The sequence below is a fragment of the Pseudomonas sp. JY-Q genome, from assembly GCF_001655295.1.
Lineage (GTDB): Bacteria > Pseudomonadota > Gammaproteobacteria > Pseudomonadales > Pseudomonadaceae > Aquipseudomonas > Aquipseudomonas alloputida.
Window position 1 is genome coordinate 2,715,454 of sequence record NZ_CP011525.1, and the last position, 26,175, is coordinate 2,741,628.

Annotated in this window: 27 protein-coding genes and 2 pseudogenes; 21 read left to right on the forward strand and 8 right to left on the reverse strand. The window is 61.9% G+C overall.

All coding sequences use genetic code 11. The features are described from left to right. Positions 1-7: 7 nt before the first annotated feature. The 19 genes from AA098_RS12305 to AA098_RS12395 all read left to right on the forward strand — a co-directional run bounded on the left by AA098_RS12305 (position 8) and on the right by AA098_RS12395 (position 15,851). Positions 8-1,984 carry a cytochrome D1 domain-containing protein gene (locus AA098_RS12305; protein WP_003247941.1) on the forward strand — a complete coding sequence of 659 codons (1,977 nt, stop codon included), beginning with the start codon at positions 8-10 and terminating at the stop codon, positions 1,982-1,984. Then, entirely contained in the window at positions 1,981-2,637 is a 657-nt protein-coding gene (locus AA098_RS12310; protein WP_004577519.1) for an SCO family protein, read from the forward strand. The genes AA098_RS12305 and AA098_RS12310 overlap by 4 nt, the downstream gene beginning before the upstream one ends. After that, complete coding sequence (locus AA098_RS12315; RefSeq protein WP_004577518.1) at positions 2,634-3,299, forward strand: SCO family protein; 666 nt, start codon at positions 2,634-2,636, stop codon at positions 3,297-3,299. The genes AA098_RS12310 and AA098_RS12315 overlap by 4 nt, the downstream gene beginning before the upstream one ends. A 194-nt stretch (positions 3,300-3,493) precedes the next feature. Further along, positions 3,494-4,984, forward strand: a complete 1,491-nt coding sequence (locus AA098_RS12320; RefSeq protein WP_004577517.1) for an ABC transporter substrate-binding protein — start codon at positions 3,494-3,496, stop codon at positions 4,982-4,984. A 12-nt stretch (positions 4,985-4,996) separates the two neighbouring features. Next, entirely contained in the window at positions 4,997-5,638 is a 642-nt protein-coding gene (locus AA098_RS12325; RefSeq protein ID WP_054888977.1) for a SurA N-terminal domain-containing protein, read from the forward strand. A 249-nt stretch (positions 5,639-5,887) separates the two neighbouring features. Further along, positions 5,888-6,421 carry a response regulator gene (locus AA098_RS12330; RefSeq protein ID WP_017148304.1) on the forward strand — a complete coding sequence of 178 codons (534 nt, stop codon included), beginning with the start codon at positions 5,888-5,890 and terminating at the stop codon, positions 6,419-6,421. Between the two features lie 60 nt (positions 6,422-6,481). Beyond that, complete coding sequence (locus tag AA098_RS12335; protein WP_227743092.1) at positions 6,482-8,269, forward strand: GspE/PulE family protein; 1,788 nt, start codon at positions 6,482-6,484, stop codon at positions 8,267-8,269. Next, positions 8,253-9,032 (forward strand): hypothetical protein, encoded by a 780-nt coding sequence (locus AA098_RS12340; RefSeq protein ID WP_003247953.1) that lies wholly within the window; start codon positions 8,253-8,255, stop codon positions 9,030-9,032. Before AA098_RS12335 ends, AA098_RS12340 begins: the two co-directional genes overlap by 17 nt. Before the next feature lies 1 nt (position 9,033). Then, positions 9,034-9,576, forward strand: coding sequence for a hypothetical protein (locus AA098_RS12345; RefSeq protein WP_003247955.1), 543 nt, complete (start codon positions 9,034-9,036; stop codon positions 9,574-9,576). After that, entirely contained in the window at positions 9,563-10,126 is a 564-nt protein-coding gene (gene pilO / locus AA098_RS12350; protein WP_003247957.1) for a type 4a pilus biogenesis protein PilO, read from the forward strand. Before AA098_RS12345 ends, pilO begins: the two co-directional genes overlap by 14 nt. Next, the gene (locus AA098_RS12355) at positions 10,126-10,632 is read left to right on the forward strand and encodes a hypothetical protein (protein WP_054888978.1); all 507 of its coding nucleotides are present in this window, start codon (positions 10,126-10,128) and stop codon (positions 10,630-10,632) included. Before pilO ends, AA098_RS12355 begins: the two co-directional genes overlap by 1 nt. Beyond that, positions 10,629-12,494 (forward strand): secretin N-terminal domain-containing protein, encoded by a 1,866-nt coding sequence (locus AA098_RS12360; RefSeq protein WP_064614276.1) that lies wholly within the window; start codon positions 10,629-10,631, stop codon positions 12,492-12,494. The genes AA098_RS12355 and AA098_RS12360 overlap by 4 nt, the downstream gene beginning before the upstream one ends. Continuing rightward, positions 12,491-12,970, forward strand: a complete 480-nt coding sequence (locus tag AA098_RS12365) for a type II secretion system protein (protein ID WP_003247963.1) — start codon at positions 12,491-12,493, stop codon at positions 12,968-12,970. The genes AA098_RS12360 and AA098_RS12365 overlap by 4 nt, the downstream gene beginning before the upstream one ends. Before the next feature lie 5 nt (positions 12,971-12,975). Then, the gene (locus AA098_RS12370) at positions 12,976-13,350 is read left to right on the forward strand and encodes a type II secretion system protein (RefSeq protein WP_003247965.1); all 375 of its coding nucleotides are present in this window, start codon (positions 12,976-12,978) and stop codon (positions 13,348-13,350) included. Then, the gene (locus tag AA098_RS12375; RefSeq protein WP_003247967.1) at positions 13,325-13,852 is read left to right on the forward strand and encodes a type II secretion system protein; all 528 of its coding nucleotides are present in this window, start codon (positions 13,325-13,327) and stop codon (positions 13,850-13,852) included. The genes AA098_RS12370 and AA098_RS12375 overlap by 26 nt, the downstream gene beginning before the upstream one ends. Continuing rightward, positions 13,849-14,250 carry a curli production assembly/transport protein CsgE gene (csgE, locus tag AA098_RS12380; protein ID WP_003247969.1) on the forward strand — a complete coding sequence of 134 codons (402 nt, stop codon included), beginning with the start codon at positions 13,849-13,851 and terminating at the stop codon, positions 14,248-14,250. The genes AA098_RS12375 and csgE overlap by 4 nt, the downstream gene beginning before the upstream one ends. Further along, complete coding sequence (locus AA098_RS12385; protein WP_003247970.1) at positions 14,247-14,660, forward strand: curli assembly protein CsgF; 414 nt, start codon at positions 14,247-14,249, stop codon at positions 14,658-14,660. The genes csgE and AA098_RS12385 overlap by 4 nt, the downstream gene beginning before the upstream one ends. A 34-nt stretch (positions 14,661-14,694) precedes the next feature. Continuing rightward, positions 14,695-15,546, forward strand: a complete 852-nt coding sequence (locus tag AA098_RS12390) for a CsgG/HfaB family protein (RefSeq protein ID WP_012052154.1) — start codon at positions 14,695-14,697, stop codon at positions 15,544-15,546. A 68-nt stretch (positions 15,547-15,614) separates the two neighbouring features. Beyond that, positions 15,615-15,851 (forward strand): hypothetical protein, encoded by a 237-nt coding sequence (locus tag AA098_RS12395; protein WP_003247974.1) that lies wholly within the window; start codon positions 15,615-15,617, stop codon positions 15,849-15,851. A 245-nt stretch (positions 15,852-16,096) separates the two neighbouring features. Here AA098_RS12395 and AA098_RS28370 read toward each other — a convergent pair whose 3' ends face one another. The 6 genes from AA098_RS28370 to AA098_RS12420 form a co-directional block, all read right to left on the reverse strand. Then, positions 16,097-16,369: a PAAR domain-containing protein gene (locus tag AA098_RS28370; RefSeq protein WP_004574333.1), complete on the reverse strand. Its 273-nt coding sequence runs from the start codon at positions 16,367-16,369 to the stop codon at positions 16,097-16,099. A 3-nt stretch (positions 16,370-16,372) separates the two neighbouring features. Then, positions 16,373-16,894, reverse strand: coding sequence for a hypothetical protein (locus AA098_RS12400; protein ID WP_227743093.1), 522 nt, complete (start codon positions 16,892-16,894; stop codon positions 16,373-16,375). Positions 16,895-17,316: 422 nt separating this feature from the next. After that, a complete protein-coding gene (locus AA098_RS12405; protein WP_003247978.1) occupies positions 17,317-19,086 on the reverse strand; it encodes a hypothetical protein in 1,770 nt (589 codons plus the stop codon). A 94-nt stretch (positions 19,087-19,180) separates the two neighbouring features. Further along, entirely contained in the window at positions 19,181-20,023 is an 843-nt protein-coding gene (locus tag AA098_RS12410; RefSeq protein WP_003247980.1) for a hypothetical protein, read from the reverse strand. Beyond that, the gene (locus AA098_RS12415; protein ID WP_003247981.1) at positions 20,020-20,595 is read right to left on the reverse strand and encodes a DUF4123 domain-containing protein; all 576 of its coding nucleotides are present in this window, start codon (positions 20,593-20,595) and stop codon (positions 20,020-20,022) included. Before AA098_RS12415 ends, AA098_RS12410 begins: the two co-directional genes overlap by 4 nt. Then, positions 20,592-22,694, reverse strand: a complete 2,103-nt coding sequence (locus tag AA098_RS12420) for a type VI secretion system Vgr family protein (protein WP_004574332.1) — start codon at positions 22,692-22,694, stop codon at positions 20,592-20,594. Before AA098_RS12420 ends, AA098_RS12415 begins: the two co-directional genes overlap by 4 nt. Positions 22,695-22,915: 221 nt before the next feature. On the opposite strand from AA098_RS12420, the pseudogene AA098_RS12425 reads away from it, so the two are divergent. Next, a pseudogene (locus AA098_RS12425) lies at positions 22,916-23,311 on the forward strand (CsgG/HfaB family protein); the annotation flags it as partial. 162 nt (positions 23,312-23,473) lie between these two features. Here AA098_RS12425 and AA098_RS30185 read toward each other — a convergent pair. After that, positions 23,474-24,247 carry an RHS repeat-associated core domain-containing protein gene (locus tag AA098_RS30185; RefSeq protein WP_082423818.1) on the reverse strand — a complete coding sequence of 258 codons (774 nt, stop codon included), beginning with the start codon at positions 24,245-24,247 and terminating at the stop codon, positions 23,474-23,476. A gap of 309 nt (positions 24,248-24,556) precedes the next feature. On the opposite strand from AA098_RS30185, the pseudogene AA098_RS28380 reads away from it, so the two are divergent. Continuing rightward, positions 24,557-24,826, forward strand: a pseudogene (locus AA098_RS28380) (CsgG/HfaB family protein); the annotation flags it as partial. Positions 24,827-25,027: 201 nt separating this feature from the next. On the opposite strand, the gene AA098_RS30190 reads toward AA098_RS28380, so the two are convergent. Next, positions 25,028-25,984, reverse strand: a complete 957-nt coding sequence (locus AA098_RS30190) for an RHS repeat-associated core domain-containing protein (RefSeq protein ID WP_082916888.1) — start codon at positions 25,982-25,984, stop codon at positions 25,028-25,030. Positions 25,985-26,175: the final 191 nt, after the last annotated feature.

The window sequence follows — 26,175 nt, forward strand, 5'->3', positions numbered from 1 at the left end:
CGCGAGCATGAACAAAAAGACTCGCCCTGCTTACTTGGGGGTAGTGCTAGGGGTAGCGCTGATTGGCCTGGGCGTGGCGTACGAAAAGCTATGGTGCGACCCGCGCGAGCTGTTGCAGGAACGGGGCGGCTCGCAGGCCTTGCACCGGCTCAGCCGGGACGGCGTGAACGTGGAGTTCGAGGCCCGGCCATTGGCCGGCGGCGAACTGAAGGAGGGCGGCTTCGCCAACATCCGCTTCAAGCTCAGCGACCAGACCAGTGGCCAACCGCTGTCGGGCATGGCCCCGGGGGCGTGGATCGACCCGGCGCAGTCGGCCCCGGCCGGGGACCGCGAGCAGAGCTGCAAGGCGCGGGTCGCGCTGTTTCTCAAGAGCAGCATCGGGGCCCGGCCGCTGCTCGACCTGAACAGCTACTTCTTGCTGATGTTGAACAATGACGCCAGCCTGACAGTGATCGACCCGACGGTGTCGGTGGGGGGCGTGACCAGCACCATGGCCCGCATCGAGCTGCCAGGGCGGCCCATGGACTGGGCGGCCACCAGCGACGACAAGCAGGTTTTCGTGTCGATACCCGAGCGGGGCAAGGTCTCGGTGATCGATACCGAAACCTTCACCCGCGTGGCCGACCTGGACGCCGGCGACCAGCCGCTGCGCGTGGCCCTGCAGCCGGACCAGCATCGGCTGTGGGTTGGCAACAACAGCAGCGACCCGGGCAAAGGCGGGGTAACAGTGATCGACGTGCCGGGGCGCAGCGCCATGAAGCACTTCAACACCGGTACCGGGCACCACGAAATCGCCTTCAGCGCCGACTCGCGCTATGCCTATGTCAGCAATCGCGACAGCGGCACCCTGAGCGTCATCGACATCCCGGAAATGCGCCTGGCCAAGACCATCAAGGTAGGCCCGCACCCGCTGTCGGTCAGCTATTCGGCGCTGTCCCAGGCCGTGTACGTGGTCGATGGCGAGGAGGGCAGCGTACGGGTGTTCGATGCCCGCAGCCATCAGTTGCGCCACACGGTCCAGGCCGAACAGGGCCTGGGGCCGATGCGCTTCAGCCATGATGGCCGCTACGGCATCGTGCTCAATACCCTGGAGAACCAGGCCCTGGTCATCGACGCCAGTACCGACAAGCTGATCCACCGCATTCCGGTGGCGGCCGAACCGTACCAGCTGACGTTCACCAAAGGCTATGCCTATGTGCGTGGCCTGGCCTCGCCGAAAGTGAGCATGATCAATCTGGCCAGCCTGGGCGAGGGGCGTGCGCCCATCGTGCAAGGCTTCGAGGCTGGCCCCGCAGCGCCGCGCCAGGCCGGCGACCTGCCACTGGCCCAGGGGCTGTCGGTATCGCGTGATGACAATTCGGTGTTCGTGGTCAACCCGGTGGACAACACCACCTACTTCTATGCCGAAGGCATGAATGCACCGATGTCCGGCTACAACAACCGCGGCCACCAGGCCCGCGCCGCCATCGTCGTTGACCGCAGCCTGCGCGAAGTGGCCCCCGGGGTGTATGGCTCGACGGTGAAGCTGCCCGCCGCCGGCAAGTTCGACGTTGCCTTCCTGCTCAACCAGCCGCAAATCATTCATTGCTTCAGTACCGAAGTGGCCGCAGGGAGCGATGCCAGCAAACGTAAAGGTGCGCGTGCCGAGTTCATCGGCCTCGACCAGCCGCTGCCGCAGCACAGCGACTTCACCGCGCGGGTACGGATTGTCGGTGATGACGGGCAGCCGCGCCTGGGCCTGAACGACTTGAGCCTGCGCTACTTCCTGGCGCCATCGTCGATGCCGCGCAACCTGCAGCTGCAAGAGGTGGGCGAGGGGGTCTACCAGGCAGCGCTGAACTTGCCTGAGGCCGGCGCCTGGTACCTGCATGTGCAGTCGCCCTCGTTGGGGCGCAAGTTTGCCGAAGAAAACTACACCAGCCTGCGCGTTCTGCCGGCTGCTGCAACCAACGCCTCCCAGACTGACGTGAGGAATGTGCGATGAACGCCAAGCCTGCTTGCACACTGTTGGCCCTGAGCCTGGCATTCGCCAGCCACCTGGCCATGGCCCACGCCGGTCACGCGCATGACGGCCATGCCGGGCAGCCCCCGGCGGCGCATCAGGAAAAGGCCAGTGTGCGTTTTGCCGATGTGTCGCTGCTGAACCAGGAAGGCATGCCGGTACGCCTGGAGAAAGACCTGGTGGGTGACCATCTGGTGGTCATGGGCTTCATTTACACCAGCTGCACCACGGTATGCCCGGTGGTGTCGTCGATCATGGGCAAGGTCCAGCAGCAGCTGGGCGGCCGGGTAGGCGAGGAGGTTCGCCTGGTGTCGATCAGTGTCGACCCTCAGCGTGACGACGCCAAGCGCCTGCAAAACTATGCCAAGGCATTCCAGAAAGGGCCGGGCTGGAGCTGGCTGACCGGTACCCCGTACGCCATCACCGAAACCCTGAAGGGGCTGGGCAGCTTCAACGCCGACCTCAGCCAGCACCCGCCGCTGATACTGGTGGGTGACGGGCGTAGCGGGCACTGGACGCGTTACTACGGCTTCACCGACCCGGGCGTATTGATCGAAGAAATCAACCGCCTCAGTGCGCGCCGGGTACATGCCAAGAGCACCGCCATTGCCGACCATCACGAGGTGCAACCATGAGCACTGCAACCTCCCACCGCGCTGGCATGCGCGCATTCGACTGGCTGGTACTGGGTGGCTGCCTGTGGATCCTCACGTCGGTGGCGTTCGCCCACGAAGGCCATGCGCCGCAACCCCCCGAGCCGCAGCCAGCACCGCAGGCGATGGCCAGTGGTGGCGGTACACGCGACGCCAAGACCTGGTTCACCGACACCGTGCTGAAGGACCAGAATGGCCGCGAGCTGCGCTTTTACAGTGACGTGCTCAAGGACAAGGTGGTGATGCTCAACGTGATCTTCACCCATTGCACCGATGCCTGCCCGTTGATCACCCGCAAGCTGCGCGAGGTGCGCGAGGCCATGGGGCCAGCCCTGGCCGCCCAGGTGACCTTCGTGTCGATCAGCAGTGACCCGCTGAACGACACCCCCGAGGCGCTGAAGGCGTTCGCCGCCAAGCAAGGGGTGGATGGGCCGAACTGGTTGTTCCTGACCGGTGACAAGGCCAATGTCGACCTGGTGCTTGGCCGTATAGGGCAGTTCCTGCCGAGTCCCGAGCAGCATTCGACGCAGCTGATTGCCGGTGATGTTGCAGGTAAACGCTGGAGCAAGATTCGCCCGGATGCACCACCAGTGGCGATTGCCCAGCGCATGCAACTGTTGACCCAGCCGTTGGCCGGTCGGTGAGTATCATGGGCCGCCTGGGGAATTGGCCTCTGTGGCATCCGCTTTTGTGGGAGCGGCCTTGCGTCGCGAAAGGGCTGCGCAGCAGCCCCGGCAGTGGCAGCTCACGCGCAGAAAGAGGGGCGCGCTGCGCGCGCCTTTCGCGACACAAGGCCGCGCCCACAGGGCTTGCGATATGGCTCACATGCGTGCTTGGCATGGCATCTTCGACCTCAGCCTTGGCCCTGGGCCTGACCGACCACGAACAAGCCGGCAAACGCCTCTACCGCGAGGGCGTTTCCAGTAGCGACGCTCAATTGCAAGCCCGGGTCGGCGCCAGTGACATCACAGTCCCCGCCAGCGTGCTGCCCTGCGCCAGTTGCCATGGCAGCGACGGCCGTGGCCGTGCCGAAGGCGGTGTTCGCCCCCCCGGCCTCGACTGGCAACGCCTGGCACTCGGCCAGGGCCCGCGCGAGGCCAACGGCCGCCGCTACCCGGCCTACACCGACAGCAGCCTGGCGCGGGCCATCCAGCAGGGTATCGACCCGGCTGGCAATCGCCTCGACCCGGCCATGCCACGCTTCGAGTTGACCTTGGCCGACCAGCGCAACCTCACCGCCTATCTCAAACGCTTGGCCGAAGAACGTGACCCTGGTGTGGAAGAGGGCGTGCTGCGCCTTGGGACCCTGCTGCCCGCGAGCGGTCCGCTGGCTGAAGCCGGGCAGGTGGTGCGCGCCGTGCTGGAAGACGGCGTGGGTCAACTCAACCAGCAAGGCGGCATTCACGGGCGGCGCCTGGAACTGGTGGTGCTTGACCCAGGCTCCGACCCGGTCAGTGCCGAACGCGCCTTGCAACAGTTGCTCGAGCAAAAGCGAGTGTTCGCCCTGATCGCGCCATTGGCGCCCATGCTCGACCAGCGCCTGACGACCTTGCTGGCGCCACAGAACGTGCCGATGGTCGGCAGTACCCCGCGCAGCGGCGGCAGCGCACAGATCTTCGACCCGCTGCCCGGCTTGCCCGAGCAATTGCTGAGCCTGGCAGGCCATGCCCGTGTGGCGCTGGGCTTGGCGCCGGATGAGTTACGCGTGGTGTATGCCGGTAACGAACACGCCGCGTTGGCCGAGCAGGTGCGCGAGCGTTTACGACAGCAGGGCTGGGTGCCACCCGCTATCCAGGCGTTCGACGGCCAGGCGGTGGACGGGCAGGGCATCGTCTTCCTTGGCCGCGCCCAGGCCTTTGCCGAGTTGGCGGCGGCGTTGCAGGTGGCGGGCCGCGAGCCCTACCTGTTCGCCGCTTCCAGTCAGGTAGCCGGCGCTGTGGCGCGCTTGCCGGCGCAGTGGTCGCAGCGGCTGTTTCTGGCCTACCCCTACGTGCCAGAGGACTGGACCGAGCAAGGCCAGGCTACGCTCGCCGGGCTGCAGCAGCGCCAGGGCCTGGACCCGCGCCAGGTGTCGTTGCAGGTCAATACGCTGTGCGCGTTGCGCCTGCTGAGCGAAGCGCTGAAGCAGATTGGACGGGATGCCAGCCGCGAGCAACTGATCGCTGCGCTCGAAGGCTTGCACGATGTGCCCACCGGCCTGACCCCGGCACTGGGCTTTGGCCCTGGTCGCCGCCAGGGCATGGCAGGTGCCCATGTGGTGGCGGTGGCCCTGCCCGGGCCACGCTTTACTGCGGTCACCCCCTACCGGCCAGTGCCGGTCAGCCCTTGAGCGGAGGTTGTCATGCGGATCGTGTGGTTGTGCCTGTTGCTGGTGCTGACCAGGGCGAGCTGGGCCGATGTGCCAGCGGCGCGGGTCAATGGTGTCGAGATCGGGTTGATGCGCCTGGAGCGCTACTTCAGCGAGTACCTGGACGCCCAGGGGCGAGCGGTGACTAGCATCCGCAACCCAGGCCTGTACAAACGCCTGCGTGACCAAGCGTTGGACGAGCTGATCGACAAGGAGTTGTTGTGGCAGGAAGCGCAACGCCAAGGCATTGCCGTCAGCGATGAACACGTGTCGGCACAGGTTGGCGAGATAGAAGCGGCGTTTGGCAGCCCGGCGTTATTCGAAAGGCGACTGGCAGAGGCGGGCTTCGACAGGGCGCAGTACACTGAGTACACCCGGCATGAGATGGCGGCCCAGCAAGTGTACGCCCTGCTCAGCGCAGTCGACGCGCCGAGCCAGGGCGAAGTGGAGGCATTTTATGATGCCAACCAGCAGAGACTGCAAGGAGCGCAGAACCAAAGTGATAATCCATCGGTCATACGCGAACACGGTCTGGCCTTGGCCAGGGCAACGCTCATCGGGCAGCGGGAGGCGCAGGCGCGCCAATCCGTGCGCCAACGTTTGCGCGAGTCCGCTAAAGTGGAGATCGCTGACTGAGGCCGTTGATGGCGCTTGCCCCAATGCTGGGGAATTAGGGTTTGGCAATGTGCCATCATTTTCCCCGCTTGTGGGGAACAGGGTGGGTGCGCCTGCTCAGCGTAGGTGGGTTGCTGGCCAGCACCCTAGTAAAATCAGTGGCTTACAGTGGTGCAACATGACTATTCACGCCTGGCACGAAGCCTGCTCAAGTCTCTACAAGGGCGCACTTCGCAGACCGGGGAACCGGGCAGTATTGGGGAGTCGACCTTGGTGAACAGAGTATTGGTAGTCGATGACGAACAGACTCTTGCGCAGAACCTGCAAGCGTATCTGCAGGCGCAAGGCCTGGAAGTTCATGTTGCCCACGACGGTGCCAGTGGTATCGAACAGGCTGATAGCCTGGCACCGCAAGTAGTTGTGCTGGATTACCGCCTGCCCGACATGGAAGGTTTTCAGGTTCTGGAGGCTGTACGCAAGAACAGGCAATGCCACTTCGTGCTGATCACCGCCCACCCCACCGTCGAGGTGCGTGAGCGGGCCGCCGAACTCGGTGTGAGTCACGTCCTGTTCAAGCCGTTCCCACTGATGGAGCTGGCGCGTGCGATCTTCGACCTGCTGGGCATCGAGCGCCGGCGCAGGGCCACGGACAACCCGGCCGAAGGGTTCGTCGAACGACGCCAGAACAGGAACGAATCGTTCCCCCTGCAGTTGTACGATGGAAGCTGGGTGTTGGCCGACCGCCGCCGTAACGGCGCCAAGCCACCAGGTCCCGACGACGATCAACTGCTCACAGGGGAATAGCGGCGCCCGCACCCCTGGCCGAGCCAGCCTGCGACGCGCCCCTGAGCGGAGTCGCAGGCCATGCCAGAAGCATTCGATGCAACCCCGGAATCTGCAAAGCCTGCACCGGCCCTTTCGCGGGTGAACCCGCTCCCACAGGATTGCACTGAACCTGTAGGAGCGGGTTCACCCGCGAAAGGGCCGGCACCGGTAAACCCGTGCCAGACCTACCCCCGCGAACTGCTGGCCCAGGCCCGTCTGCAAGCCACCGACGAGCGCCTGCTCGACTGCCTGGAACGCCTGGCCTGCGACACCCCCGACACCTTCACCCAGCGCCTGGGCCTGACCCTGCATTACCCGGTACTCGACAGCCACAGCCTGCTGGCCAGCACCCCACGCTTCGACAAGCTGGCCTTGGCCCAGTGCCTCAAGCGCGAATGTGTGCTGATCGAGCAAGGCGGCCAACTGCTGGGCGTGTTCGCCGACCCCTTCGACCACGCCCGCCTGGCCTGGATCGACGACGTACTGCAAGGCGCGCCGCTTTACCTGGCCCACGCCGCCGACCTGGCCACCTTCCTGGCCCGTCATGAAGAAAGCTTCCACGCAGTCGATGCCCTTGACCACGACGCCGACGCCAGCAGCGAAAGCGACCCGCTGCAACGCCTGTCGCTGGCCAGTATCAGCGAAGACCAGAGCCGCGTGGTCAAGCTGGTCAACTCCACCCTGTACGACGCCCTCAAGCTGCACGCCAGCGACATCCACCTGGGCATGACCGGCCAGGGCCTGACCATCAAGTACCGCATCGACGGCGTGCTCAACGGTGCCGGCAAGGCCAGTGGCAGCGCCTTCGCCGACCAGGTGATCTCGCGCATCAAGGTCATGGCCGAGCTGGACATCGGCGAAAAGCGCGTGCCCCAGGACGGCCGCTTCAAGGTGGCCGTGGGCGACCGGCAAATCGACTTTCGGGTGTCGATCATGCCTAGCATCTTCGGTGAAGATGCCGTGCTGCGGGTGCTCGACAAGCAGGACTTGTCCGACCGGGTCAGCGGCGTGCAGCTGCAAGCCTTGGGCTTTGCCGACGAGACCTTGCGCGCCCTGCGCCGGTTGGCGGCAGAACCCTACGGCATGATCCTGGTCACCGGCCCTACAGGCAGCGGCAAGACCACCACCCTGTACGCCATGATCAGCGAGATCAACCATGGCGTGGACAAGATCATCACCATCGAGGACCCGGTCGAGTATCAACTGCCCGGCGTGCTGCAGATCCCGGTCAACGAGAAGAAGGGCCTGACCTTCGCCCGCGGCCTGCGCTCGATCCTGCGTCACGACCCGGACAAGATCCTGGTCGGTGAAATCCGTGACCCCGACACGGCCCAGATTGCCGTGCAATCGGCGCTCACCGGCCACCTGGTGTTCACCACCATCCACGCCAACAACGTGTTCGACGTGATTGGCCGCTTCAGCCAGATGCAGGTCGACCCCTACAGCTTCGTTTCTGCGCTCAACGCGGTGCTGGCCCAGCGCCTGATTCGCCTGGCCTGCCCGCACTGCGCCACGCCCTGCGAACACGATGACGACACCCTGTATGGCTCAGGCCTGACCCGCGAGGGGGTGGCCGGCTGGACGTTCGTCCGTGTCAAGGGTTGCGGCCACTGCCGTGGCAGTGGTTACCGCGGCCGCAGTGCCATTGCCGAACTGCTGCACCTGGATGACGACCTGCGGCAAATGATCGTGGAGCGCCGCCCGCTGGCGCAGATCAAGACGCTTGCCTGCCAGCGCGGCCTGCGCCTGCTGCGAGCCTCGGCCCTGGACCTGGTCCGCGATGGCCGTACCACCCTTGAGGAGATCAACCGTGTCACATTCATCTGACCGTTACTGCGCCGTATTGGGCGCCGAGGGTGTCGGCCTGGGTCGCTGGCACAACAATCACCACCAATGGCTGGGCAGCCGCGCGTTCAGCAGCGACGCCATCCAACCGACCTGGGATGCTGCCGTCGACGGGCTGGCCGCACTGCTGGCCGAGCATGCGGTACGTGGCGCCCAGTTGCGGGTGCTGCTGTCGGCCCGCTACAGCCGCTTCTGCCTGGTGCCCTGGAGTGACGCCATCGGCCACCCTCGCGAGCTGGACGCCTATGCCCGCGCTTGCTTCGAAAACCTCTACGGGCAGCCGTTGGACGACTGGCGCATCGTGCTGTCACCGGAGCCTGCCGGTGCCGCCCGCATCGCCACGGCGCTGCCCGAAGCCTTGCTGCAGCGGCTGCAGGCACTGGGCCGGGAAAGCCGCCTGAGCCTGCGCTCGGTGCAGCCATACCTGATGGCTGCCTACAACCGTTGCTGGTCACAGCTGGAGCAGGGGGACTTCCTGTTCGTGCTGGCCGAGCCGCGCCGCAGTGTATTGCTGCTGGCCGCCGGCGGTGCCTGGCAGCAAGTGCTGGCGCAAGGTTGCGCTGACAGCGACCAGGCCCTGCAAGCACTGATCGAGCGTACCTGTGAGCTGTACGGCGAGCACCTGCCGCGGGTGTACCTGCATGCCCCGGGCCGCTGCGACGTGCCGCAACTGGCGGCCGTGCAATTGTGCCAGCCGGCCAGCGAAGCCGACCCGCTGTGCGCCATGTGGCGGGCGGTGGCCTGACATGCGCCGCCTCGACCTGGAATTCCAGCCACGGCGCAGCGGACCGCTGGTTTGGTCGCTGCTCGTCCTTGCCAGCGCCATGGTCGCCGGCCTGGTGCTGCTGCAGCAACGCTTGCAGACCGAGCAAGTGGCACTGGAAGCCAGCGTCCATAGCCTGGAACTGCAACTGGGCCGCCGCCCGGCCATCGCAGAACCCAAGAACAGCGCTGCCAGCCGGGAGCAGGCTGAGCGCCTGGCACAAATGCGCAGTGTGTCGCAGCAACTGCAACGTCCTTGGCAGCAACTGTTCGCCATGCTTGAAGCCATGCCGCAGGACGACGTCGCGCTGCTCGGTCTGACGCCGGATGCGCGCAAGGGCCAGGTGCGCATTGCCGCCGAGGCGCGCAACCTCGAAGCGATGCTGCAGTACCACCAGCGGCTGGAAGCCAGCGACGAGCTCAGCGACGTGTCGCTGCTCAACCACGAAGTGCTCGCTGCGCGGCCCGAGCACCCGGTGCGCTTCACCCTCACCGCCACCTGGGAGATCGGCCATGCGCGCCCTTGAATCGTTCAGCCGCCTGATCCTCCAGGAGCGCCTGCGCGTTGTCGGCCCGGTAGGCCTGGCTGCCGTAGCCGTAGGCCTGCTCGCCATTGGCGTGGGGTGTGCCGGCGTGCTGCCGCAATGGCAAAGCGTACGCGAACTGCGCGCCAGCGAAGCGCAGGCCAGCGAACAGGTAGGGCGTGTCAAGCGGGGTGAGCTGAAGATTGCGGTCCAGCCCGAGCAGCAGGCCCTCGACAGCCTGCGCCAGCAACTGCCCGGTCAGCCCCAGGCCAGCGAGCTGATCGAGCGTCTGTACCGCCTGGCCAGCGCCGAGCGCATCAGCTTGGCCCGCGGTGAATACGCGCTGGGCATCGACCCCAAGACCCAGCTGGCCCGCTACCAGATCGTGCTGCCAGTGCGCGGCAGCTACCCGCAGATTCGCGGCTTTATCAAGGGCCTGCTCAAGCAACTGCCGACGCTGGTGCTGGAAGACCTTGAGCTGCAACGCAAACGCATCGGCGACAGCGAGCTCAATGCCCGCCTGCGCATGACCCTTTACCTGTCGAGGTCATGATGAACACACAACGTGCAGTCATCTGGGCCGGCTTCCTTGGCGTGAGCGCGGCGCTGGCCTGGGCACCGGACCATTGGTTTGGCCAGGACGATGGCGTCGCGGCCTTCGCGGGTAAACCCGCGCCTGCAACAGAAAGCGCTGTGTCCATGGTCGGCGCGGGCTTACCCGCGAAAGGGCCGGAACAGGCCGCCCGCGACCTGTTCCCAACCCAGCAATGGACGCCACCCAGAACCCTGGCCACGGTCACCGAACAACCGGTTATGACCGCACCTGTCGTCGCCGCGGCCCCGACGGCCCCGGAGCTGCCTTTCCAGTTCATCGGCCGCATGGGTGACCGCGACGACCTGCAGGTCTTCCTGCAGAGCGGCGAAAAACTCTACGTCGTGCGCCAAGGCGACGTGATCGAAGACACCTATCGCCTCGATCGGGTATCGGCCAGCGAGCTGAACCTGGTCTACCTGCCTTTGCACCAGTCGCAGACCTTGTCTGTCGGGAGCGCACCATGAAGTCGTCAAAGCTGTGCAAGCCTGCTCCGTTTCTGCTCGTGGCGCTGTGCGTGGCCATTGCCGGTTGCGGCTCCAGTGCGGTTCGCCAGGACAGCGACCAGTTGATGAAAGAGGGCCAGTACGAGGCCGGCATCGCCCGCCTGGAAGAGGCCCTGCGCGACGACCCGCGTGACACAGAGCTGAATATCGCCCTGGCCCACAGCCGCCAGGCGGCTGTCGAGGCCTTGATTACCCAGGCCGACAGCGACCGCGTCCGCCATGACTTCGCCAATGCCCGCATGAGCTATGGCCGGGTGCTCACCCTGGAGCCGAACAACCGCCGCGCCCAGGATGGCATTCGCCAGCTGGAGCTGATCCGCACCCTGGACGATCGCGTAGCGCTTGGCCAGGCGGCGCTGCGCCAGGGCGACCTGTTCGGTGCCGAACGTTACATGCGCGAAGTCTTGCGTCTGGACCCGCAGAACCAGAAGGGCATAACGCTGCGCAGCGACATCGAAAACGTGCAGGCACGCACCGCGCAGCCGTACCCGCAATTACGCAGCAAGCTCGAACGGCCGGTCACCCTGGAGTTTCGCGATGCCAACCTGAAGACCATCTTCGAAGTGCTGTCGCAGGTGGCCGGCATCAACTTCATCTTCGACAAGGACCTGCGCCCGGACATGAAAGCCACCATCTTCGTGCGCGAGGTGCGCATCGAGGACGCGATAGCGCTGCTGCTGGAACAAAACCAGCTGCGCCAGAAGATCGTCAACGACAACACCGTCATGGTCTACCCCGATTCGCCGCAGAAGACCAAGGACTACCAGGAACTGGTCATGCGTACGTTCTATCTGACCAGCATCGACGCCAATACCGCGTTGAACATGGTCAAGACCATGCTCAAGACCCGCGACGTGTTCGTTGACGAGCGCCTCAACACCCTGACCATGCGCGACACGTCGGACGCGGTGCGCATGGCCGAGAAGCTGCTGCAGTCGCAGGACCAGTCCAACCCCGAGGTGGTGCTGGAAGTGGAGGTGATGGAGGTGGCCACCTCGCGCATCCTCGACCTTGGCCTGCAATGGCCGAACACCTTCGGCGTGCTGAACGACGATGGCAACCCGGTCAGCGTGCTCGACCAGCTCAAGGGCATCAATTCCAGCCGCATCAGCATTGCGCCGGCGCCGCAGGCCAAGATCAACGCCCAGGACAAAGACATCAACACCCTGGCCAGCCCGGTGATCCGCGTCAGCAACCGCGAGCAAGCGCGCATCCACATCGGCCAGCGAGTACCGATCATCAGCGCCACCTCGGTGCCGTCGACCCAAGGGCCGGTCATTACCGAGAGCGTCACCTACCTGGACGTCGGCCTGAAGCTAGAAGTGCAGCCCACCGTGCACCTGAACAACGAAGTGGCGATCAAGGTGGCGCTGGAGGTCAGCAACGCCACCCCGCTGGAGGCCACCCGCCAGGGCACCATCCCCGTCCAGGTCGACACCCGCAACGCGCAGACCAGCCTGCGCCTGCATGACGGCGAAACCCAGGTGCTGGCCGGCCTGGTGCGCAACGACCACAACGCCAGTGGCAACAAGATTCCCGGCCTTGGCGATATCCCGGGCCTGGGCCGGCTGTTCGGCAGCAACAAGGACGACATGAGCAAGAGTGAGCTGGTGCTGGCGATCACCCCGCGCATCGTACGTAACCTGCCGTACCAGAGCCCGTCGGACATGGAGTTTTCCACGGGCACCGAGTCGGCCATGCAGGTGCGCCAGATGGCGCCACTGCCGCCGATGGACGTACCCGGTAATGCGCCGACCACCGATGAACCGGTCGTGGACAGCCAGATGGCGGTCGCCCCGGTCAACGGGAGCCCACGGCCATGAACGCGCGGCGTCGCATGCACGGCTTCAGCCTGATCGAGGTGGTGCTGACCCTGGCACTGCTCGGGTTGCTCGCCAGCATGGCCGCGCCGCTGACCGAAACGGTGGTACGCCGCGGCAAGGAGCAGCAACTGCGCGAGGCGCTGTACCAGATTCGCGACGCCATCGATGCCTACAAGCGGGCCTTCGACGCCGGCTACATCGAGAAGCGCGTGGACAGCAGTGGCTACCCGCCGAACCTGCAGGTGCTGGTAGAGGGCGTGCGCGATGTGCGCAGTGCCAAGGGCGCCAAGTTCTACTTCCTGCGGCGCATCCCGCACGACCCGCTGGTGGCGGCAAAGGATGAAGACGAAGGCGGCTGGGGCCTGCGTGCCTACGACAGCAGTCCCGACAACCCGCGCGACGGCGAAGACGTGTTCGACGTGTATTCCAGGGCCCGCGGCAAAGGCCTGAACAATATCCCTTACGGGCAATGGTGACAGCCATGAAACGCAGCAAAGGCTTCACCCTGATCGAACTGCTGGTGGTGATGGCGATCATCGCCACGCTGATGACCATCGCCATGCCGCGCTACTTCAACAGCCTGGAAAGCTCGCGCGAGGCCACCCTGCGTCAGAGCCTGGCAGTGCTACGCGAGGCGCTGGACCACTACTACGGTGATACCGGCCACTACCCCGATTCGCTGGAACAACTGGTGGAGCAACGTTACCTGCGCAACACACCGGTCGACCCGATCACCGAGCGCAGTGATGCCTGGCAGCTGGTACCGCCCCCCGAGGGCGTGGCGGGCGGCGTGGCCGATATCAAGAGCGGTGCCACAGGGAGGGCGCGTGATGGCAGCCTCTTCGCTGAATGGTAAGGCCAACGGCGGCTTCACCTACCTGGGTGTGCTGCTGCTGATTGCGGTCAGCAGCGTGGCCCTGGCGGCCACCGGCACGATCTGGGCGAGCGCCGCCCAGCGCGACCGCGAACGCCAGTTGCTGTGGGTCGGCAGCCAGTACGCCCAGGCCCTGCGCAGCTACTACCGCGCATCCCCCGGGCTGGCCCAGTACCCGCAAGACCTGGCCGACCTGCTGCAGGACAACCGTTTTCCGCAGGCCAAACGGCACATCCGCAGGCTTTACCCTGACCCGATCAGCAACAGCGACGAATGGGGCCTGCTGCGCTCGATCGACGGCCGTATCACTGGCGTTTACAGCCGTTCGGACGCCACCCCTTTCAAGCGCAGTGGCTTCAGCGCCGAATGGAGCGGGTTCGAGGGGATGGAGCACTACAGCGACTGGCAGTTCGTCGCCGAGCAGGCCTTTACCGAAAGTGCACGCGGTGTGCAGACGAATGCGGGCCCGGGAGACACGCCATGAAGCGCCTGACTGCGCTGTGCCTGAGCCTGCTGCTGATGGCTGGGGTGACTACCTGCGCCAAGGCGGGTGCTGAAGACGAGATGCAGGGTTTTATCGTCGACAACACCATCTCGCACATTGGCCACGACTTTTACTACTACTTCGCCGACCGCCTGCGTGCCACCAGCCGTCTGGACTTCAACCTGGTGGTACGCGAACGCCCCGATGCCCGCTGGGGCAGCCTGGTGACGGTGGAGTTCGAGCGTGAAGTGGTGTACCGCCGCTTCCTGCCACCCAATACCACCGAGCTCAAAGACGAGGCCGTCGCCGCTGCCGACCTGGTCAAGCAGCAGATCATTCAACGCAAGCTGCAACGCCTGCTACAGGACACCACCGACTTGGAGAGGGACGAGCTATGAACCACCGCATACCCCGTTGCATTGCCGCCTGCCTGCTGGCCAGCGCCTGTGCTGCCCAGGCCACCGAGCTGGTGTACACCCCGGTCAACCCGGCCTTTGGCGGCAACCCGTTGAACGGCACCTGGCTGCTGAACAACGCCCAGGCGCAGAACGACTACGACGACCCGGACCTCAAGGACCGCGCCTCGGCCTTTACCGGCACCACGGCCCTTGAGCGCTTCAGCAACCAGCTGGAGTCGCGGATGTTGTCGCAGTTGCTGGACAACATCAGTAACGGCAACACCGGCAGCATGGCGACCGATGCGTTTCTCATCGACGTCATCGACGATTCCGGGGCCTTGAGCATCAAGGTCACCGATCGTGCCACAGGAGAAATTTCGATCATTGAGGTCAGCGGCCTGAACCCCTGAGAGGGAAGGGCTTTTATGTTGGGGAGAGAACACCATGAAACGTCTGCTGAGCGCGCTGCTGATCCTCACCGCCCTGGGCCTGCAAAGTGGTTGCAGCCTGCGCGAACCCATGTCGGCCGAACAGGACTCGGAAACCCCGACCCTGACCCCTCGGGCCTCGACCTACTACGACCTGATCAACATGCCACGGCCCAAAGGCCGGCTGATGGCCGTGGTGTATGGCTTCCGCGACCAGACCGGGCAGTACAAGCCGACCCCGGCCAGCTCGTTCTCCACCAGCGTCACCCAAGGCGCGGCCAGCATGTTGATGGACGCCCTGAGTGCCAGCGGCTGGTTCGTGGTGCTGGAGCGTGAAGGGCTGCAGAACCTGCTGACCGAGCGCAAGATCATCCGCGCATCGCAGAAAAAGCCTGATGTGGCGGAAAACATCATGGGCGAGCTGCCACCGTTGCAGGCCGCCAACCTGATGTTGGAGGGCGGCATCATTGCCTACGACACCAACGTGCGCAGCGGCGGCGAAGGCGCCCGCTACCTGGGCATCGACATCTCCCGCGAGTACCGGGTGGACCAGGTCACCGTCAACCTGCGCGCTGTGGACGTGCGCACCGGGCAGGTGCTGGCCAACGTGATGACCAGCAAGACCATCTACTCGGTAGGGCGCAGTGCCGGCGTGTTCAAGTTCATCGAGTTCAAGAAGCTGCTGGAAGCCGAGGTGGGGTATACCACCAATGAACCGGCGCAGTTGTGCGTGCTGTCGGCGATTGAATCGGCGGTGGGGCACTTGCTGGCGCAGGGGATCGAGCGGCGGTTGTGGCAGGTGGCGGGGGATCCAGCTGATGGCAAGGCCACGGTGGACAAGTTCTTGAGCCAGAATCAGCAGCCTTGAAGCAGATTCAACGGCACCTGCGCGGTCGATGTGTGGGCCTTGTGTCGCGATAATGCAGCCATCCACCGTTGTTCGCCGTTCGTTCGGGCGTGGATTACGAAGATGCGCTGGTGCACCTGTCCACGCTGCTGAAAGGGGCGTTTGCGACCAACCTCAAGGCGCTGGAACTGGCCAAGGGCACCTGCCGTGATCTGCTGTTGAGCAATGACCATGGGTTGGATTCGGCCAAGGCGGTGGTGGAGGCGTTGCTGGATGGGGTTGAGAGGCAACCGTTGGCCGGGCGCGGGAATGCGGTGCAGGACTGAGGGCGGGGCGTCCAGGTGCTTGGCGATCGGGATTGGGCGCCTGTAAGATCGAATGCCGCCCGCGCGGCAAGCCCGCACACACTTGTTTCGGTCCGGCCACTTCTGTGTGGTTATCTTTATCCGCCTCGTTTGTCCGATCCGATATCGAGGGTTGCTCCGCTGATTGTCAGGTGAGGGCGCATTGGCAAAAGATTAATTGGCCCGAAACCAATGTGTGGAACAAGCCCCGAAGATCCGCTGCGCGCTCATTCATCTTTGGCGTAAGGTCCCGAGCAGGTGGATGAAACCCTGCATCCACACGCAAGCTCTGCCGGCTCGAACACCAACGCAATACCGTTGCACAGCACACCACGATCACCGCCAGATACCAGTGCAAATGTCCCACCATGAAGCGGGCAGGGCGCATGATCACCAAGGATGCATTGCGGCCGCCCGTTGACAACCATCCCGCTTCCTTCCCCCATCCGGCCTCCGCCACTGTGAGGGTCGCCTTTGCGAATTGCGCCTTTTCTGGACATCGCTCAATCCTCTGCACTGTTCTGCACGACGGCTTCGTAAAGCCCAGCCGGTACGGCATCGGGATCATACTTGCAGGCCGCAGCCAGGAAACGCATCAGTAACTCATCCGGCTCGAAGCGCATGCCTGGCGGGCAGGTCAGCTGAGCGTAGGGCGTCTTCATCAGTGGGTGGTCGATGGAAGGGTTTGGCAGGCCCATCGAGCGCCGCAGGTTGAGAATGGCGAGGATTTCGGCAGGGTAGACGGCTTCAAAGGGCGAGCCGAATTCGAAGCTGCCGGAGTCGAGTTCGCGGGAAGTCAGGGCGATGCGTTCAACGTGGGTATCGCAGGCGGTGACCAGCATCGGCATCAGCTTGTCGGGGTCGGGCTCGCGCCAGTGAGCGACCAGCTGGCCCCAGGCAGGGTCGCGGGGCAGGGCGTGTTTGTCGAGGTCTAGCGGTTTGTCTAGCCAGTCGCCGATGATGCTCAGGCCAAAGGCGGCGTAACGTAGCGTGGTGCCAATCGGTGGATTGTGACCATCTCTCACACCGTAGCCATTGTTAATGCCGGAGAAGACTGCATCATGGCAAGGTACTACCACCGTAAATTGTCCGGTTGCCAGGGCGCATAGCATTACATGGGTGATGCCATCCAGATCATCAAGGCCGGTTCGGGAAGTGCCTTTAAGATTCTCGATGATTACGCTGTTTCCTACTAATAGCCTCAATATGCCCGTAGCCAGTGTTTGGGGCGCTTTCGCGTATGGGTTTTCAGCGGCTTGGAGTAGACTGTCTCCTATGCTATTCATGCCGAGCCTGAATACTTCGTCGGCGGCAATAGCGATGCTGTCATTCCCTTGTATGTAATCAGTGATTCTGCGTCTTTCAAGTGATGCGTCAGATGATGCCCAATCGCGAATGTTTCTGAGGCTACTGGTTAGTCGAGATCTAGAGGTTGATGCCATTTTCGTCACCAGGTATTTATCTGAATTCCGGTCGAGTTGCCCGCAACCTTGTTTAGCTGTCCGCTAGGAGCAAGAAACACCTGCGCGTGAAGGTATGAGATTTTTCCGCTGCTCATTGCATTGCGCAGATGTGTTGCTTTGGCTGCAATCTCAGGCATTGCTACCTTCAGGTTGTCGATGTTCCAGCCTCCCTTCCTTCGTGCTATCAATCTTTGTATACGCTCCACATTCGCACTTCCGCCGGCCATTTGTGTGTTCAGGAATCCAGGCGTCCTGCTTTTTCCAAGGGTCGTCTTCACTTCTATCACCAACAACGTCCCCGCCTCGAACTTCAGCTCGTTCAGCGGCGCCGTGCCTTTCAGCCCATCAATGTGATGGCGCATTTCCTGCGTCGTCGGATTTCGTACCGTCATCGAAGGCGGAGGCGGTACGTACACCAGCATGTCGATGCCTTGGTCGCTCTTGTTCTTCAAGCCGAACTGGCTGGGCCGGGAGGGGTGGGTACTCATGCCGAGGATGTTTTCGGGCTTGACCTTCCAGTGACTGACCAGGGCCGCTGCCAAGGCTTCTTCGCCGGCATCGGCGACGACGCGGGTCAGGCTACCGCCCATACGCACTGGGCCGACGCTGTGCTGGATCAGTGCCACCAGCCGGTCACGCAGGGTGGTGGCCATGAAGGCGTAGTCGGCCTTGCCGCCGACCACGTCGAGTGCGACCTGGCTGGCATTGCGGTCTACCGAGTGCAGTTCGCGGGCAGTGACCGATAGCTCACCTTCGCGGGTGCGGCGCTGGATGCGGGTTTCCAGTACGGTGACTTCGCCAGCGCTGCGGTTGCCCAGGCGACGGACGTCTTCTTGCGACAGTGCGGCGTTGTCCAGGTGCACGGTAGTGATACTCCCAGGCCGCAGCTTGTGCATCAGCCAGCGGGCGCCGCCCATGGCGGCCGGCAGCAGCAAGGCCAGGTTGATGGCCATGAACACTTGCTTGCCACGTGCCTCGGCGGTGCCTGGGTCGGCCAGGCGCGCCAGGTCGGTGAAGAACTGCTCGCCGATACTCAGGCCTTCGCCGGTGATCATGCGGCTGCTGCCATCGATCATGGCGTCTGCTGCCAGGGCGGCTTCCAGGGCGACGAAAGCATAGCGGCCGCGGGTGAGGGCACCCTTGACACCCCGCATCACCGGGATGACTGCCAGAAGCCCGAGGGCGAATTCGCCCGCACCGATAACGCCTTGCCACAGGCGTGCGCGGCCCTTGGCTTCGGCATAGTGGCGGGCCAGCTGTTCGCAGGCCAGGTTGATTGGGTAAAGGCCGCTGGGTGTGTGCCAGGTGTAGGGTGGACTGATGCGCTGGGTGCCGTGCTCGTCGATGTATTCTTCCCGTTGCGCTTCGCGCCACTCTACGTGGGTGAAGGTGGCGAAGTAGATCTTGTGGTCGGTGAACAGGAAATTGCTGTGCAGGGTGAAGCCGAAGCCTTGCTGGTCGCGCTTGCCCATGTGGTCGAGTACTGGCGGGGCCAGTTCGTCCAGGCGGATTTCATCGTCGATGCATACCAATTGCAGCTTTTCGCGAGCGGCAAAGGCGTAAAAATCTGCCAGCCAGGCATTGCCCAGCGTATCGCCAGCATGTTCCAGCACTTGCTGGAGGAAGGTGTCGCGGTGATTGCGTACTGGGTCGCGGATCCAGGGGTTGTTGCGAAACCAAGCGGGGCCAACGCCGTTCTGCGACGGAATGCCCAGTAACTGGTCGCAGCCATCACCACCGTCGAGCGAAAACATTGCACCGGGAAGAGAGCACGGCACGCAAATGTCTGGAGGAATGGGTAGCGCTCCGTTGAGTGCGGCATGACTCAAGGCTTGTAAAGCAGATGATTCAAACATGCGGGCTCGGCTCCTTGAGTGCCTGTTGATGAGCTGCAAGTTGACTTGCCAACGCGTGGCGTCGCTCGCTGGGCGAGTCGGTGGCCTCCAGCGACTTCACCCAGGGAGTGAACAAAGGGTTGAGGAAGAAGTAACGACCGAATGCTATGGCCAGGAGGACATGCAGCAGCACTCGGTTGCGGGACAATTGGGACAGCTTGTGCAGGTCGTCGGAGGGCTGCGGTAGCCGTTTGCCGTAATAGCGATAGGCGCGGATTTCGTTTCCGTTAAGCTCCACGTGGTCGATGACGGGCAGCGCATAGCGGCTGCAGGCATCCGACTCATAGCGGCAATAGCACGCATGATATGCGTCTTCAGGTACGCCACGCAGGGCCATCAGTTGTTCCAGCGATCGCCACCGGCGGTCTTGGTCGCGGTCGTCGTCGGTCCAGCGCAACATCCCCAGTGTGATGTCGTGCATGGGGGTAAGCTGACGCTCCCACCGTGAACGGTGATTTGCCGCCTGCATGGTCAGCAGGTCAAGTTGCTCATTCTGGGTGAGGCCAGGTGCTTGTCTGATTGACCACACCGATTCGCACGCGGGATCGGCCCACCACCCCAAGCCTAACAATAAATGGCTGAGCACGAGCAAGCTGTACTCCTTGCCGCAGGTGTAACCGTTTTTGCTGACGAGCGCCCCCGCTTTGGCTACGAAGGGAGGAACATCCTCGCCGCGGGTATGAAAGCGTGGAAGCGAACCATTCAACGTCTCTAGCAGGAAGTCAGACAGCCTGCGGTTGGTTGACCACAGTACCGCCCCTTGTAGTGCATCCAGATCCAGACTTTGCAGAATCATCCCGACACCTCATGGCGCAGTGGCAGCCAAGCCAGGCAGCCCTCCCGTTCGCTGCCATGTTCTGCTTGCTCAAACAGCGGCTGTGCGCCGAGCGCAAGCCCGGTGCGCGCATCGTGGAAGTAGAGCCTGCGTACCCGTCCGTTGTCGAACAGCCGGCCCAGGATGTCTGGGCGGTAGGTCAGTGAGGCGACGTACAGGCTTAATGATTGGGGGTCACCAAGCCTCAAAAAATAACGACGTCGTCCTGCCTGAGCTTTGCCAAAGCGGCGCAGGTGCCGTGCGAGCGCTTCAAGGGGCAAGGCGGCCTCGATCACGGTACCGGTGAAACGCCCCTTCAGTGCGCCTAGCCACGCGTCCACTTCGCTGCCCGCGATCAGTTGGAAGAGTATTGGGGCATGCCTCTCCAACCCGGCGTCATATTCCAGATACCAAAGGCTGTGGTGTTGGCTGGCATGAAACTCCAGCCTACCCAGCAGGTCCGGATTGGCCGACGCTTCGGCAAGCACGAACAGGCTTGCGTTCACGGTCCCCGTGCACAGGCTTCCCTCAGTTAGTTGGCGGTGCAGGCTCATGCGTCATCCTCACCGGCAAAAGGGCACTCTTCGATCAGCGGCGAGCCCTCGCGGACAGCGGCTTCGATGGCATCGAGTTGGGCCTGTACCGGTGTCTGGTAGGTGACGTTGCCTTTGAAGCGGATGTTGGGCGCTTCGATGGTGATGCCGTCGGCATCGAAAATGATCTTGCCGCTCGGACCACGGATGTGGATCCGTTCCGTACCCTGAAGCATGTACGCCCGGGTCAACAGGCGTTGCGCCGTGCGGGCCTCAATGGCACGCGTGCCTTCGATGACAAGTGACTGGTCGCCGCCGATGTTCAGGCTGTGGTCGGCGGTGATCTTGGTGCGGCTTGAGTTACCGACCGTGTGGATGTCGTTGCGGTCGATCCTGGTGAAACGGTCCTGGTGAACATGATCGCGGCGGTCCCGGCCTGTTTCGATTGATTCGTCACGCGCAATGCTGGTGGTGTGGTCCCGGCCTGTTGCAGTGGCGCGGTCGTTACCGACATTGAGGGTCTGGTCGTGCTTGACCTTGGTGTTCATATCCCTTTCTGCATGCATGAACACTTCTTGGCGACCCAGTTCATCTTCGAATCGCAATTCGTTGAAGCCAATGCCCTTGTGGGTCTGGCTCTTGATGGTCATGCGGGTCTTGTGTTCCGGCAGGTCATAGGGCGGCAGTTGATCCCCGCAGTAGGTGCGTCCGGTGATCATTGGTTGGTCGGGGTCGGCGTTGACGTATTGGATGATCACATCCTGGCCGATGCGCGGGATGGCCATCGAGCCCCAGCTGCCCCCGGCCCAGCCTTGCGACACGCGTACCCAGCAGGAGCTGAACTCATTGTTGTTGCTTTCCCGATCCCATGGGAAGCTGACCTTGACCCGCCCCCATTCGTCGCAATAGATCTCTTCGCCGGTTGGACCGACAACGGTAGCCATCTGTGGGCCATCGATACGAGGCCTGTCCAGCGGTGCGGGTCGCCATTCGATTCGGCCGGGCACCAGCACGGCTTCCTGTGTGTAGCGTGTACTCTGATCGGCACCGCTTGCTTCTTCCTGCAGACTGGTGAATTGGCTGCCTTCATGGTGCACACGCATCACGCGCCAGTGTGCGTTGAGATCTTTGCGGGGATGTTCGACAAGGGTGAAACTCAGGCCTGGCTGCAGCCGTACATCGTCGCCTTCAACCTCCGCAATGCAGGCATCATGACGCAGGGCGGTGAGACGGTTGGCTGTGAAGGGCACGCCAACCGCATCACGCTTGTAACGGCCGGGGTAGTCGAAACGCTCATAGTTCCGGGACTGATGGGTGATACGACTGTCGGATGCTCGGTGTTCCTGCCGATACTGTGGGTTAGTAAAGGTGTAGTCACGTTGCACCTGCCGCGCAGTACGAACCTGTTCGCTGTAATGCAGGCGCTTCAGGCAAGGCCTGGCCTGATCGCCACCGCCCATGGCCCGGTACAGTACCTGGTCGGGACCGACCTCGTCCTGTTCGAAAAAGCCTTCATTGTCTTCATCGGCAGTTGTTGCCCATCGGCTGATCTGTCCCAGCGTCAGTAGCCGGTCGGTGATGACCAGTTGATGGTGATTCGGCGTGTGCTCGAAGCAATAGACGAAACCCTCTTCGCCCGCCAGGCGGGCGATGAAATGGAGGTCGGTTTCACCGGCCTGCACACAGAACTCGCGTACCTGGTGCTCACCGATGCTCCTGATTTCATAACGGCTGATGCCTTGACGCTGCAGCATCAGTTCAAGGATTTGCGGTACGGTTTTTTGCTGGAAGATGCGCCAGTTTGAACGCAACTCAGCCCGGGCCAGCGTCGGCTCGACCAAGGCGTGGTAACGAGTGCGGTAAAAGCCGGTTTCGCCCTGGCTGAACGTGCTGATCAGACCGTGCACGAAGCGCAGTGGGCGCTGCCCTTTCCAAATAGTGAACAGCGCCGGTTTATCGAGCAAATTACCGAAGTCGGCGTCATCCTCGTGACTGATCAATTCCAGCCTCAGCTGGAAGGGTGCGCTGATGGCTTCGTCAAGTTCGAATGAAACTACCTCGAATTCATGATCACCGGCCAAGGGCTGGAAGCTGAAGCGCAGATCGGATTGTCGGTACATGGCATGTCCTTGATGCGCGGGGCACAGCCCTGTGGGCGCTGCAACGTGGAGTAGCGTTCAGGGTGAGGGTGTACTGGAAGGGTACGAGCGCCGTGGAGGGATGGAAATAAACGGGGTGTTGATGATTTGGCGCCAAGTAGGAAGCTTCTGATATTTGTAACTCAGTGTTTATCTTCCTTGCTCAACCCTAACGGGCTCCATCAACCAGATGAGGCCCAACCGACACCAACGTGCGCAGCGGTGGCGAAGGCGCCCGCTACCTAGGCATCGACATCTCCCGCGAGTACCGGGTGGACCAGGTCACCGTCAACCTGCGCGCTGTGGACGTGCGCACCGGGCAGGTGCTGGCCAACGTGATGACCAGCAAGACCATCTACTCGGTAGGGCGCAGTGCCGGCGTGTTCAAGTTCATCGAGTTCAAGAAGCTGCTGGAAGCCGAGGTGGGGTATACCACCAATGAACCGGCGCAGTTGTGCGTGCTGTCGGCGATTGAATCGGCGGTGGGGCACTTGCTGGCGCAGGGGATCGAGCGGCGGTTGTGGCAGGTGGCGGGGGATCCAGCTGATGGCAAGGCCACGGTGGACAAGTTCTTGAGCCAGAATCAGCAGCCTGATTGACTGTTCGGGAGGCTCTGATCAATTCAGCACAGGCCGCCTGACCTGTGCTGAACTTGCTTCAAAACATTGCGAATTTCAGGTCTCGGGCAACTTGATTGGAGTTTCCCTAAAGCATCTCGAGACGTTAGCTTTTTCGATGCAGGCAACAGCATAAGCTACCGGCTAGGCTATCGTTCTGTTTCTTAGTATTTTTACCTGCTCCTGATAGTTGCGCCCGTGAAGCGCACTTGGCCCGCTGAGTAGAGTAGGGTAACCCACTGTAGGGGGCTCATATAAGTTACGGATCTCAAGTAATCCACGGTACAGTGGTAGGATTTCAGGTTTTCTCGGGGGTATGCCAAGGTTTATCGCCTTTCTGGCTTGGGATTGTTGCTGTAGTGTAACTTCGTCGATGCCTGCTAATATTAAGCGGTCTCGGTGCTCCTTTATTACCAGGTGGCTAAAATTTTTGCTGCTACGCGAAGCGTAAGCATCACGTGCCGAATGTCGGATCATGACATCTGTGTGTGGTCCCTTGAGTCTCTCGAGACTCTCCATGGTATAGAAGCTTGGTTTTTTGTTGTTTAATAGTTTTAGGTAATCATCAAACATTAATTGGGGTGACCGCTGTTTCAATGCTCTTGGAATGTTTAGTTGTGGCGGAGGCGGTAATTCTCGCGCGGCCAGAATTTGGTGTGGTGGCTTAACGCCCGTATGGCCGCTTGGGTCAACAAAGTTGATCGGATCTCCTTGGCAGTAGGCGTAGCTGTTGATGCCGCCTGATTGAAATGGACTTAAGTTGTCCGGCGAACAAAAGCGCATCAAACGCGGCTTGTATCCGCGCCGACCATTCCCGAGTAAATACCCATCGGATGCTTTATCGAACGCTTGATCGTTGAATGCGAGGGTTGAGTGGTCAGCCGCCATGTGCCAACCATAGGGGGTATAGCGTAGCATCGATCATTGCTCCTGGTTTGTTTAATATTGTAGGTATATATAGATTAGTGAATAGGGGGCGCAATCGTTATTTTTAACAGTTGACATATACTGTTGGGGTGTGTAACGGCGGGTTAATCCATGCCAGTGGCTCTCACAGTTTTACCTAATATCGCCTCCGGCGCTCAAAGAGGATCTGGTAAGTATGGCCCGCGAGGGGGACGGTCCCCGAATGAGAGGGGGCGGATTGATAGGGAATCGCTCCGGCGTTTTCGTCCAGGCCTCACCGATCACCTTGAAAGAGTGCGCCATCGCAAGATCTTGAGGTGTCTGGCCATTGTGATGACCAGCAAGACCCTCTACTCGGTCGGCCGCAGTGCAGGGGTGATTAAGTTCATCGAGTTCAAGAAGCTGCTGGAGGCCGAGGTCGGGTAGACCACCAATGAACCGGCGCAGTTGTGCGTGCTGTCGGCGATTGAATCGGCGGTGGGGCACTTGCTGGCGCAGGGGATCGAGCGGCGGTTGTGGCAGGTGGCGGGGAATCCAGCTGATGGCAAGGCCACAGTGGGCAAGTTCTTGAGCCAGAATCAGCAGCCTTGATGAATGATAAGGGCCTTTAAGCGGGCATGATATTAGCCTTAGGCTGCGTAAGTCACTTGGTCACTGAAGTTTAAGGTAAATTATAGAGTTGGTCGTTCGCCAGGAGGATCTGCTGCTGGCTCAGTAGCAGGTCCTGGATGCGGTGGTCGGGGCGATATATGACGTTTCATTCGGCTGGGCTAGAATAGGGTCAGTGAAGGGCTAGGTTGTTCTTCGAAGCAAGCCTAATTGGGCGTTTAGGCTCAGGGTTACTTTGTTTGCGTCATCGTAGGATAGGCCGGCATGCCTCTGAGAGGCTTTAGGTCTTAGATTGAGTATTCGAGCAGCCACCCAAGCGTCAAGTCCTGTGATTGAAATCTGTTCTGGTACAGTTTTTTGATAGGATACGAGGAAGTCTACCTCAGTGGGTGTAATAGGAGTTAGCACTGAGGTGTTTATGTCGGAGTGTGCATTTTTTTGCGGAATTTCTGGTCTGAATGTGGATTCGATTTGGTCGGTTGTTAAATTTTTAACTGTGTCGACCCCAGTGCCTGCTCGGTCTACTTTGCTGGTATTGTGAGAGGGCTTTCTAGACATAAGTTCTTCGACAAAATCAAACTCCAGGTCATGCCTGGGAATTGTTTTTGTTATGGTTTTGCTTGCCGGCTGTATCTTATTTACGAGTGTAGAACTTTTGGTGGCGATTTGGTTCGCTACCGGGACACGCCCCGATTGATCTGAGTAATTTGTGGGGTCGTTGTTGCAGTAAGCGTAAGCATTGACTCCGCCTTTCGAAAATGGACTCAGATCGTCAGGGGAACAGAAGCGCATGAGGACAGTATTATAGGCACGGCGTCCACTGCCCATCAGGTATAAATTCGCAGACACTGATCGGGGTTGGCCGGTAAAACCCGTTAATTTGAGCGTGGGCTCTGGCGGTTGCTCGTAGCCGTATGAGGTGTAAGCCTGCGGTAAGGAGGTGCTTTTCGTACTGCGGGTTATGGGTGATCTGGCCATGTCAGAGCCTACAAGCGTGGTCGCTGTCTGATTGGCTTCACACAATAATTCGGCCAGTACTACGGAGCTGTCACGGAAGAACGTAGCGCTGGCAGCGCTTGTCAGCACCGAGTGTAAGTGCGTATGCATGTAGAAGTGCAGGAGGTGACGTTGACTGCTCATCGAGATTTACCATGGTTTTTTTGGAGTATGTTCGAGAAATTCATTTTCAGCGACTGATAAATTTGACAGTTGACATCCGATGAATTGGCGGTAGTGCAGCGGCCTGAAGTGCCAGGCTTCGGCCATCGTCTATTGAATTCGCGAAGAAGCAAATACTCGCCGAGTTTTCGATGAACGAGACCCCTTCTTGA

Excerpts from the sequence above, each read along its gene's own strand:
- AA098_RS12305 (WP_003247941.1), top strand. The coding sequence starts at position 8 with ATGAACAAAAAGACTCGCCCTGCTTACTTGGGGGTAGTGCTAGGGGTA.
- AA098_RS12310 (WP_004577519.1), top strand. The coding sequence starts at position 1,981 with ATGAACGCCAAGCCTGCTTGCACACTGTTGGCCCTGAGCCTGGCATTC.
- AA098_RS12315 (WP_004577518.1), top strand. The coding sequence starts at position 2,634 with ATGAGCACTGCAACCTCCCACCGCGCTGGCATGCGCGCATTCGACTGG.
- AA098_RS12320 (WP_004577517.1), top strand. The coding sequence starts at position 3,494 with ATGGCATCTTCGACCTCAGCCTTGGCCCTGGGCCTGACCGACCACGAA.
- AA098_RS12325 (WP_054888977.1), top strand. The coding sequence starts at position 4,997 with ATGCGGATCGTGTGGTTGTGCCTGTTGCTGGTGCTGACCAGGGCGAGC.
- AA098_RS12335 (WP_227743092.1), top strand. The coding sequence starts at position 6,482 with ATGCCAGAAGCATTCGATGCAACCCCGGAATCTGCAAAGCCTGCACCG.
- AA098_RS12345 (WP_003247955.1), top strand. The coding sequence starts at position 9,034 with ATGCGCCGCCTCGACCTGGAATTCCAGCCACGGCGCAGCGGACCGCTG.
- pilO (WP_003247957.1), top strand. The coding sequence starts at position 9,563 with ATGCGCGCCCTTGAATCGTTCAGCCGCCTGATCCTCCAGGAGCGCCTG.
- AA098_RS12355 (WP_054888978.1), top strand. The coding sequence starts at position 10,126 with ATGAACACACAACGTGCAGTCATCTGGGCCGGCTTCCTTGGCGTGAGC.
- AA098_RS12360 (WP_064614276.1), top strand. The coding sequence starts at position 10,629 with ATGAAGTCGTCAAAGCTGTGCAAGCCTGCTCCGTTTCTGCTCGTGGCG.
- AA098_RS12365 (WP_003247963.1), top strand. The coding sequence starts at position 12,491 with ATGAACGCGCGGCGTCGCATGCACGGCTTCAGCCTGATCGAGGTGGTG.
- AA098_RS12370 (WP_003247965.1), top strand. The coding sequence starts at position 12,976 with ATGAAACGCAGCAAAGGCTTCACCCTGATCGAACTGCTGGTGGTGATG.
- AA098_RS12375 (WP_003247967.1), top strand. The coding sequence starts at position 13,325 with ATGGCAGCCTCTTCGCTGAATGGTAAGGCCAACGGCGGCTTCACCTAC.
- csgE (WP_003247969.1), top strand. The coding sequence starts at position 13,849 with ATGAAGCGCCTGACTGCGCTGTGCCTGAGCCTGCTGCTGATGGCTGGG.
- AA098_RS12385 (WP_003247970.1), top strand. The coding sequence starts at position 14,247 with ATGAACCACCGCATACCCCGTTGCATTGCCGCCTGCCTGCTGGCCAGC.
- AA098_RS12390 (WP_012052154.1), top strand. The coding sequence starts at position 14,695 with ATGAAACGTCTGCTGAGCGCGCTGCTGATCCTCACCGCCCTGGGCCTG.
- AA098_RS28370 (WP_004574333.1), bottom strand. The coding sequence starts at position 16,369 with ATGTCCAGAAAAGGCGCAATTCGCAAAGGCGACCCTCACAGTGGCGGA.
- AA098_RS12405 (WP_003247978.1), bottom strand. The coding sequence starts at position 19,086 with ATGTTTTCGCTCGACGGTGGTGATGGCTGCGACCAGTTACTGGGCATT.
- AA098_RS12410 (WP_003247980.1), bottom strand. The coding sequence starts at position 20,023 with ATGATTCTGCAAAGTCTGGATCTGGATGCACTACAAGGGGCGGTACTG.
- AA098_RS12415 (WP_003247981.1), bottom strand. The coding sequence starts at position 20,595 with ATGAGCCTGCACCGCCAACTAACTGAGGGAAGCCTGTGCACGGGGACC.
- AA098_RS12420 (WP_004574332.1), bottom strand. The coding sequence starts at position 22,694 with ATGTACCGACAATCCGATCTGCGCTTCAGCTTCCAGCCCTTGGCCGGT.
- AA098_RS30185 (WP_082423818.1), bottom strand. The coding sequence starts at position 24,247 with ATGCTACGCTATACCCCCTATGGTTGGCACATGGCGGCTGACCACTCA.
- AA098_RS30190 (WP_082916888.1), bottom strand. The coding sequence starts at position 25,984 with ATGAGCAGTCAACGTCACCTCCTGCACTTCTACATGCATACGCACTTA.